Raw genomic sequence first — 3,361 nt, forward strand, 5'->3', positions numbered from 1 at the left:
ACCCACCTATCATTTTTTTATCTTTTTCGACCAGTTTTTTACTGATTTTTAACCTTTTCTGGTAAATTATATTACATTAATTAAGACAAATTAGCAAGTATTTTCAGTGAATTATATACTTTTTAAGTATCGACTAAATTAACCTAACCCAAGTTTGTCAAAGTAGTAACTTGGGTTAGGTTTAAATTTAGTTAAAATATCAAAAGTGCCAAAATAAAGATAGGAATACCCACGAACATAAGTGTCATACAATAACCCATTATATCCCTTGCCCTGACACCGCATATTCCAAGAAGGGGCAATGCCCAAAATGGTTGAAATAAATTAGTCCACTGATCCCCATAAGCAAGTGCCATAACTGTCTTTGGAATAGAAAAGTGAAGGGCTTCTGCGGCCTTTACAATTATAGGGCCTTGAACTGCCCATTGACCACCACCTGATGGGACAAAAAGATTTACAATGGCTGCACTAATAAATGTAAATACAGGATAAGTAGTAGTGTTAGATATTGCTACAAACCAACCAGCCATCACGCCAACTAGTCCTGACAATTTCATCATCCCCATAATCCCTGCATAAAAGGGGAACTGCAAAATTATACCAGCACATCCTCTCACACCTTCGCTAACAGCCCTAACATATTGAATTGGTCTTTTGTGCAAAAGGATACCCACCATTAAAAAAGTAAAGTTGACTATGTTTAAATTTAACTTAAATCCCTTTGTTGCAAAATAATAGACAATATAGATAAGCCCTGCTATTCCAATAATCATAGATAGGACTACGCTATTTTCCAACCTATCTGCAAAGGTCCAACTTTCCTTGGGCTCTCCTTTTTCTTCTCCAATTTTACACAAAGCAGGATCAATAGTCACTATATCCTCTTCTTTTCTTGGAGCCATTAAAAAGAATACCAGAGGAATCAATATCAAGAGCACTACAATCAAGACTATGTTCAATGTACTTCCAAGGGTTTGAGATACATCAATTACCCCAATTTCCTTTTCCAAAAAATGACCAGGAGTAGCCACTAAAAGGGGAGCAGAACCAGATAGACCCTGGTGCCATACCGCAAGTCCACTATATCCTGCTGCAACTAAAAGTGGATAATGGAACTTTCTGTTATTTAAATATCCCTGCCTTCCAACCTCTAACGCAAAAATAGCACCTACAATAACTCCGAGCCCCCAATTAATTAGCCCTGCAACGCATGCAACAAATGCCACTAAACAAGCAGCAGCTGCAGTGCTTTTTGGTATACTTGCAAGCCATTTTAAAAACTTCTGGATCAATTCAGTAGTGGCAAGGGCATAACCTGTAACAAGGATAACACACATCTGCATACCGAATTTTAACAGAACCCAAAACCCTTTGTACCAATACAAGATCATCTGAAATGGAGATGTCTTGGTAAGTAATATACCAAGGATGTACGTTAAAATGGTAAGTAAAATAGCAAAGATCATGGGATCAGGCATGTATTTTCTGGCCCAGTTACAAAAATAGTTCCCCATTTTCTCTAACATCTCTCTCCCTCCTCATGTTTTTTATTTAAAAAAATCTATCAAAACACTATTTACCTCCTCTGGTTTTTCCAACATGACCATATGGCCAGCATCCTTAATAACCTCCACCCTGGCACCAACAACATCTCCAAAAAAATAGGCATATTTAGGCGGAGTTAACACATCTTTGTCCCCAACAATACAAAGCATAGGTACATCTATTTTTATCTCACCCTTTTTATATTTTTCCAATAGATCAAATTTATCACACGCATTAAAATCCCTAAAACAGATCCTGCTTCCAGAATTTAATATTTCCTTTAAAATCTTGTCTCTCACATCCTGATTATTAAATCCTTCATAAAACAATAGCTCATTTGATTTATAGGCAGTATTTTTAAAATCATTCTTAAATCCCCACAAAATTTCTGGAAGTACTCTGAGCCTGGCACCACTTCCAACTAAAACCAAACCTAAAACATTCTTTTTTGCCAATAGATAGGTCATCTGGGCAACTGCCCCTCCAAGGGAATGGCCGATTACATAGGCCTTTTTTACTTTTTTATCTATAAAATCTACCACATACTTGGCATAGTCTTCAACTGTTGAAATCTTCTCATCATCAGGAGATTCGCCATGTCCTGGAAGATCAATAGCATATCCTCCCACCTCTGAAACCTGATGAATCCATATATCCTTTGAACATCCAGAACCATGTATATAGACGTATGGGGCCTGTTTTTTTACTAAAAACTTAAGTTCCATAACACCCTCCCCCTTTTTTATTCATTTAAAAAAATCATTTTCTTTGGAATCTCAATTCCATAGGTCTTTTCTCCATAGATACCAAAACTCTTTATAATAGATTTTGATGTAAAATCTATTTTTCTAAGTTTATTGTTTATCCTGGATTTATGTTGTAAAAACCATGAACGAATATCTATTCTATCTAATGACTTCTCAAAATTCTCAGCCCGCATGGAATAGATCCCAACAATTTTTTTATAATAAGATAAAATTTCATTAAGATCAATATCATTAACCGTAATATAACAATCTCTGCACCCTTTAGGACAGAAATTCTCTTCACATGATGTTTTTTGCTTAACCATCCAAAAAATAAATGGCCCTTTCAAGAGGAGTCAAATCTACTTGCAAAATCTCCTCCTCTGGTCTGACTCTTGTCTTAATTTATGCCTTCTATGCTCTGACTCATCCCTGAATTCCCTCTATTTTTTTTCTGATTCCTTGTTCCCCTCATGGAGCTTTTTCAATAAAATTTCAAATTTAGATTCTTTTTCTTTTTCCTCTGCAAAACTCTCCATTAACTTTTTCCACAATATAAACTTCACTTCTGGATATTTTTCTAAGATTAGTGGAATTTTTTCATGAATTAATTTTTTTTCTTCCTCTGTTAAATTTTCATCATAAATCATAAGTCTTGGCCCCCCTTTATCAATCTTCATTATTTTTTCAACGTAATTGGTGATTAGTAGAGACCTTGTATGCAACGTCTCTACGGGGTTATTAGCTCAATCCCTTCGTAAGTCAGGTCTTTTTCAACCTATAGATAGTGATATGCAAAAATTGCGACATCATCCAAAATAACGTATTTTATCATATCCATAACCTACAGGTGTTTTTCTAATGTTCACTTTTTACAGATAGATTTACTTGAAAATGACCATAACACCTTTTGTCTGTTCCTGTAAATAAAATTCATACTCAGATAGTGCTTTTGATTTTAGGCATAAATGATAATGGGGGGTGAAAAAACAATATTTGGAAAATGTTGTAGAAGAGTTGTTTTTATGATTTAGGTGCAATTAATAGATGCATAATATGCTTCATACTTG

At 35.0% G+C, this 3,361-nt stretch carries 4 protein-coding genes; all 4 read right to left on the minus strand.

Translation table 11 applies throughout. The features are described from left to right. Nucleotides 1–191: 191 nt before the first annotated feature. The 4 genes from ACY2V1_RS02725 to ACY2V1_RS02740 all read right to left on the minus strand — a co-directional run bounded on the left by ACY2V1_RS02725 (nucleotide 192) and on the right by ACY2V1_RS02740 (nucleotide 2,941). On the minus strand, nucleotides 192–1,526 hold the full coding sequence (locus ACY2V1_RS02725; protein WP_461833263.1) for a short-chain fatty acid transporter: 1,335 nt from the start codon (nucleotides 1,524–1,526) through the stop codon (nucleotides 192–194). Between the two features lie 21 nt (nucleotides 1,527–1,547). Next, nucleotides 1,548–2,270 (minus strand): alpha/beta fold hydrolase, encoded by a 723-nt coding sequence (locus tag ACY2V1_RS02730; RefSeq protein ID WP_461833264.1) that lies wholly within the window; start codon nucleotides 2,268–2,270, stop codon nucleotides 1,548–1,550. 17 nt (nucleotides 2,271–2,287) lie between these two features. Then, nucleotides 2,288–2,617, minus strand: a complete 330-nt coding sequence (locus ACY2V1_RS02735) for a hypothetical protein (protein ID WP_461833265.1) — start codon at nucleotides 2,615–2,617, stop codon at nucleotides 2,288–2,290. 117 nt (nucleotides 2,618–2,734) lie between these two features. After that, nucleotides 2,735–2,941 carry a hypothetical protein gene (locus ACY2V1_RS02740; RefSeq protein WP_461833266.1) on the minus strand — a complete coding sequence of 69 codons (207 nt, stop codon included), beginning with the start codon at nucleotides 2,939–2,941 and terminating at the stop codon, nucleotides 2,735–2,737. Between the last annotated feature and the right edge of the window lie 420 nt (nucleotides 2,942–3,361).

The organism is Desulfothermus sp. (assembly GCF_053993635.1).

What these genes read in the sequence shown, in the direction of transcription:
- ACY2V1_RS02725 (WP_461833263.1), bottom strand. Translation starts at nt 1,526, where the DNA reads ATGTTAGAGAAAATGGGGAACTATTTTTGTAACTGGGCCAGAAAATAC.
- ACY2V1_RS02730 (WP_461833264.1), bottom strand. Translation starts at nt 2,270, where the DNA reads ATGGAACTTAAGTTTTTAGTAAAAAAACAGGCCCCATACGTCTATATA.
- ACY2V1_RS02735 (WP_461833265.1), bottom strand. Translation starts at nt 2,617, where the DNA reads ATGGTTAAGCAAAAAACATCATGTGAAGAGAATTTCTGTCCTAAAGGG.
- ACY2V1_RS02740 (WP_461833266.1), bottom strand. Translation starts at nt 2,941, where the DNA reads ATGATTTATGATGAAAATTTAACAGAGGAAGAAAAAAAATTAATTCAT.